Here is a 5,265-nt window from a genome sequence, read left to right as displayed (position 1 = left end):
AAGCTGAAGTATAATTCAGCTTCTTTTTCTTTTTTAAGGGCTAAATCAATAAATAAAGTGCTTTTTATCGATATTCTTCTTTTCACTTGACGAAAAATCATTTATTATAGTTATAGATACATTGCAATTACAAGATGAATTAGGTAACATAAAATTAGCATGTAACAAAAAGGAGCGAATTATGGAAAAAACAGAATGGTACCTTGAATATGAAATTCAATATAACCGTCCTGGTTTATTAGGTGATATCTCTTCTTTATTAGGAATGCTTTCCATTAATATTATATCAATTAATGGAGTAGAAAATTCAAGACGAGGCATGCTTTTATTATCTGAGAAAGATGAACAGATTAATCGGTTAAAATCTATTTTGGAAACAACCGATACCATTAAAATCACAAAATTGCGCAAGCCAAAGTTGAGAGATAAATTAGCTGTTAGACATGGTCGTTATATACAAAGTGATGTAGATGACAAAAAGACATTTAGATTCGTTCGTGATGAACTAGGAATATTAGTTGATTTCATGGCGGAATTGTATAAAAAAGAAGGCCATAAACTAATTGGGATTCGTGGAATGCCGCGGGTTGGAAAAACCGAATCAATCGTTGCAGCAAGTGTCTGTGCAAACAAACGTTGGTTATTTATGTCTAGTACATTGTTAAAGCAAACAATCCGTAGCCAACTAATTAAAGATGAATATAATAGTGATAATATTTATATTATTGATGGAATTGTATCAACACGTCGTGCTAATGAGAAGCATTGGCAATTAATTAGAGAGATCATGGCACTGCCGTCTATTAAGGTGGTGGAGCATCCTGATAAATTTGTGGAATCCACTGAGTATGAACTGGAAGACTTTGACTACATTATCGAGCTACGCAGCAGTGAAGACGAAGAAATTACATATGAATCTATAGAAAAAGATAACACAGTTAATGAAAGTGGCTTTTCTATGTTCGACTTTTGAATTGGATGGTGTTACTTATGGAAATTGGAATAAAATTAAAAGAAGCACGTGAAGCAAAAAATTTATCCCTTGATAGTGTGCAGGAAACAACTAAGATTCAAAAACGATACTTAGTCGCAATTGAAGAAGGAAACTTCCAGATATTGCCGGGTAAGTTCTATGCGCGCGCATTTATTAAGGAATATGCAACAGCTGTTGGTTTAGATCCCAATGAATTGCTGGATGAATATAAAGAGGAAATGCCAAAAGTTGAAGAAGAAGAAAACACAGATCAATACACACGCATTCAACGGTCAAGAAGAGATACAAATTCACCCAAAAGTCCAGTAATTTTCTCGCTTTTCCCAACAATAATTGTCATTTTACTTGTTATTGGTATTTTTTTCGCTGGATGGTATTTTTTAACTAAAACTGTGTCGGATGATAACTCTGATCCTGTGGATACTACCGACAATAATGAAGTGGTGTATCCCCCAGCAGATTCAGAAAATAAGGATGACCCAGCTTCTGATGAGGGTAGTGAATCAACCGATGATACAACTACGGAAGAACCAGAACCGGAGCCAGAGCCAGAAAAAGTAGAACCAACTTTAGAATTAGTAGAAACTAAATTCAGTGAAAGTGATAGTCCGGATTCCACTTTTGATTTGGTAAATGCAGGTGAAGAAGTGGTAGTAAAACTGGAGTCAAACGGCGGTGAATCGTATCTTGCATTTAATAATGATGCAGGAAAACAGTACTTTACTGGTATGTTTAATGCTGATAATTCTCCAAAAGAGGTAAACGTAACTGGTGATAATGAAATTTATTTTAATGTAGGGTTTGCACCAGAACTGCAAATTTCAATTAATGGGGTTAAATTGGAATATCCAATTGAAGCAACCGATAAGATGCATCAGGAAATTTGGGTGAACATAAAACCAAGTGAAGAATAATACATTCCAAGACCCTTCCCTAGGTAAAAGGGAAGGGTTTTAAACCGTAAAAAAAAATTATAGGAGGAAATATGATGAATATACCAAATAAAATTACTCTATCCCGAATCTTTTTAATTCCCATCTTTATTTTATTACTATCCATTCCCTTTGAATGGGGACAAATAGAAATTGGAGAAGCACTATTACCTGTGTCTCACTTAGTAGCTGCTTTATTGTTTATCGTTGCCTCTACTACTGATTGGATTGATGGTTATTATGCGAGAAAGTTTAATATGGTTACCAATTTAGGTAAATTTTTGGATCCTCTTGCTGATAAGCTATTGGTTTCAGCTGCTCTTATTCTACTAGTTGAGTTAGGTCTAGCACCAGCTTGGATTGTTATTTTAATTATAAGCAGAGAATTTGCAGTTACTGGTTTACGTTTAGTAGCCGCTGGTGAAGGGATTGTTCTGGCTGCAAGCCAAATGGGCAAGTTAAAAACGTGGATACAAATCGTTGCAATCTCAGTATTACTTCTTCATAACTTCCCATTTTCGTATATTGGCTTTCGTTTTGATATTGTAGCCTTGTATGCTGCATTAATCATTACTGTTTATTCAGGTTATGATTATTTTGATAAAAATTGGAATGTAATGAAGGATTCCAAATGATGAAACAAATAAACGCTGAAATAGTAGCTGTTGGAACAGAACTGCTACTTGGTCAAATTGCCAATACGAATGCACAGTGGATTTCGCAACAATTTGCTTTATACGGAGTGAACGTCCATTACCATAATGTCGTAGGTGATAACCTCGAGCGGGTTCATGATCAGTTCAATCAGGCTCTAAAGCGATCCGATGTAATTGTTATTACCGGAGGATTAGGACCTACCGAAGACGATCTGACTAGAGAAGCTTTTAAATTACTATCAGGTATGTCAATCGTTGAGCACAAACCTTCGATGGACAAAATTATTTCCTATTTTCAAAAGAACCAAATAAAAATGACACCTAACAACTATAAACAGGCAAGAATTTTTGAAGGTGCCACGGTACTCGAGAATAAGGTTGGTATGGCACCAGGTATGATTGTATCTTATTGTGACAAAACAGTGATATTCCTTCCTGGTGTACCAAAAGAAATGAAACAGCTTTTTTCGGATGGGGTACTACCATTCATTCAGGGTATGTCGGATGAAACTAATGTTATTGAATCTACTATGCTTCAATTTATAGGTATAGGTGAAGCAACGCTGGAACATGAATTAAAAGATATAATTGCTAAGCAAACAAATCCAACAATAGCGCCACTTGCTCAAACAGATGGAGTTGCTATTCGTTTAACAGCAAAGGCAAATACTAAGGATGAGGCTAAGCGGCTTATTATCGATGCACAAACTCAAATTGAAACAAGGATTGGTTCATATTTATATGGAATCAACGACGAAAGCATTGAACAACGTGTTTTTAATTTGCTGATAGACCAGAAGAAAACAATTGCAGCAGCAGAAAGTTTGACTGGTGGGATGTTTACCGATCGTTTAATAGGGGTTGAAGGTGCTTCAGCTGTATGCCCTGGTGGTATTGTTTGTTATGACAATAAAATAAAAGAAAGACTTTTACATGTTCCATCGCGTATTATTAACGATAGTGGTGTCGTTAGCGAGGAATGCGCTAATTTATTAGCCACTAATGTTCGGACTGTATTTGGTTCATCTATTGGAATAAGTTTCACGGGAGTTGCTGGACCAAATAGTGTTGAAGGTCACCCCGTTGGAACAGTGTTTATTGGCATTGTTGACGAAGGTGGTAATAAAACAGTAGAAAAGTATCTGTTCCATGGTAATCGTCAGACAATAAGGAAAAGAGCAGTTTGGAAAGGTTACGAACTTTTGTTCAATTACTTAAAATAGTGATTTAGTAAACAATTAACAATGAAAATTTACTTCTTAGCTCTACTAATATAATTAAATTTTTGTTATTGAAATAATAGCCGCGTAAAAATGAGAACATTTATTCGATTTTACTCTTGGCAAATAAAATAAAACCATGTATGATAGATATAGTTAGTTAAAGGAGGTTGTCTCGTTGGGTGATAAAAAACAAGCGTTAGATATGGCATTAAAAAGCATAGAAAAGCAATTTGGTAAAGGTTCTATTATGAAGTTAGGTGAAACCGCTGAACAAAGAATCGCGACTATTCCAAGTGGGTCATTAGCATTAGACATAGCATTAGGAATTGGTGGGTACCCACGCGGTCGTGTAGTAGAAATATATGGTCCTGAATCTTCTGGTAAGACAACCGTAGCATTACATGTAATTGCGGAAGCTCAAGCTAAGGGTGGAACAGCGGCTTTTATAGACGCTGAGCATGCCCTGGATCCAAGTTATGCCAGAGCATTAGGGGTTAACATTGATGAATTACTTTTGTCACAGCCAGATACTGGTGAACAAGCACTGGAAATAGCAGAAGCGCTAGTACGAAGTGGTGCAGTTGATATTGTCGTTATTGACTCGGTTGCTGCATTAGTTCCTAAAGCCGAAATAGAAGGAGAAATGGGAGATGCTCATGTTGGATTACAAGCACGTCTCATGTCTCAAGCACTAAGAAAACTTTCTGGTGCTATTAATAAATCAAGAACAACTGCTGTTTTCATTAATCAAATTCGAGAAAAAGTTGGGGTTATGTTTGGTAATCCTGAAACAACTCCTGGAGGTCGTGCACTTAAGTTTTACGCATCTGTTCGCTTAGAGGTACGTCGAGCAGAGACATTAAAACAAGGTAACGATATACTCGGTAACAAAGCCCGTATCAAAGTAGTCAAAAATAAAGTTGCTCCACCATTTAAAGTTGCTGAAGTCGATATCATGTATGGCTTCGGAATATCAAGAGAGGGAGAACTTATTGATATCGGCTCAGATTTAGATATCGTGTTAAAAAGTGGCTCATGGTACTCTTATAATGAGGAACGTCTTGGCCAAGGGCGAGAAAATGCAAAACAGTTCTTAAAGGAAAATCAAGATATTATGTTGGAAATCAAAGAAAAGATTCGCAGCCATTATAATTTGGATGCTAAACCTGAAGATCCTGAAGAGACTGAAAAAGAAACTTTGGATGCGTAGCAAAAATATAATTATAACAAGTAATCTAGTAAATTCTCATTCTATGTCTATCAGAATGGGGATTTTCTTTTTTTTAAGCAGTAAAGAAAGTATAAGAACTTTCTGGACTTTCTTTCTGCATAAGTACACCTAGGGTTTTCGCCACTAAGGCTTGACGATAAGCCAAGTTTTCTAAAAATAGGAAAAGCAAAGCAGTACTTCTTTCTACTATTATCTTCTACTATTAAAAAACTATATGTCTTAATTGTTA

The 5,265-nt window shown here is 35.8% G+C and carries 5 protein-coding genes; all 5 read left to right on the top strand.

Features of this window, described 5'->3' with window-relative positions; translation table 11 throughout:
- The first annotated feature begins 181 nt into the window (after nt 1-181).
- The 5 genes from ACOI1D_RS20950 (at nt 182) to recA (ending at nt 5,015) form a co-directional block, all read left to right on the top strand.
- Complete coding sequence (locus ACOI1D_RS20950) at nt 182-973, top strand: YmfK family protein (protein ID WP_422504073.1); 792 nt, start codon at nt 182-184, stop codon at nt 971-973.
- A 17-nt stretch (nt 974-990) separates the two neighbouring features.
- Complete coding sequence (locus ACOI1D_RS20945) at nt 991-1,908, top strand: helix-turn-helix domain-containing protein (RefSeq protein ID WP_422504071.1); 918 nt, start codon at nt 991-993, stop codon at nt 1,906-1,908.
- A 74-nt stretch (nt 1,909-1,982) separates the two neighbouring features.
- A complete protein-coding gene (gene pgsA / locus ACOI1D_RS20940; protein ID WP_422504069.1) occupies nt 1,983-2,561 on the top strand; it encodes a CDP-diacylglycerol--glycerol-3-phosphate 3-phosphatidyltransferase in 579 nt (192 codons plus the stop codon).
- Nucleotides 2,558-3,805 carry a competence/damage-inducible protein A gene (locus ACOI1D_RS20935; RefSeq protein ID WP_422504067.1) on the top strand — a complete coding sequence of 416 codons (1,248 nt, stop codon included), beginning with the start codon at nt 2,558-2,560 and terminating at the stop codon, nt 3,803-3,805. Before pgsA ends, ACOI1D_RS20935 begins: the two co-directional genes overlap by 4 nt.
- Before the next feature lie 175 nt (nt 3,806-3,980).
- Nucleotides 3,981-5,015, top strand: a complete 1,035-nt coding sequence (recA, locus tag ACOI1D_RS20930) for a recombinase RecA (RefSeq protein ID WP_422504065.1) — start codon at nt 3,981-3,983, stop codon at nt 5,013-5,015.
- Nucleotides 5,016-5,265: the final 250 nt, after the last annotated feature.

The organism is Virgibacillus sp. DJP39 (assembly GCF_049310925.1).
Taxonomy (GTDB): Bacteria; Bacillota; Bacilli; order Bacillales; family Amphibacillaceae; genus Virgibacillus_F.
This window is presented reverse-complemented; position numbering and strand designations above follow the sequence as displayed.

Coding starts and splice junctions, on each gene's coding strand:
- ACOI1D_RS20950 (WP_422504073.1), top strand. CDS start 182: ATGGAAAAAACAGAATGGTACCTTGAATATGAAATTCAATATAACCGT.
- ACOI1D_RS20945 (WP_422504071.1), top strand. CDS start 991: ATGGAAATTGGAATAAAATTAAAAGAAGCACGTGAAGCAAAAAATTTA.
- pgsA (WP_422504069.1), top strand. CDS start 1,983: ATGAATATACCAAATAAAATTACTCTATCCCGAATCTTTTTAATTCCC.
- ACOI1D_RS20935 (WP_422504067.1), top strand. CDS start 2,558: ATGATGAAACAAATAAACGCTGAAATAGTAGCTGTTGGAACAGAACTG.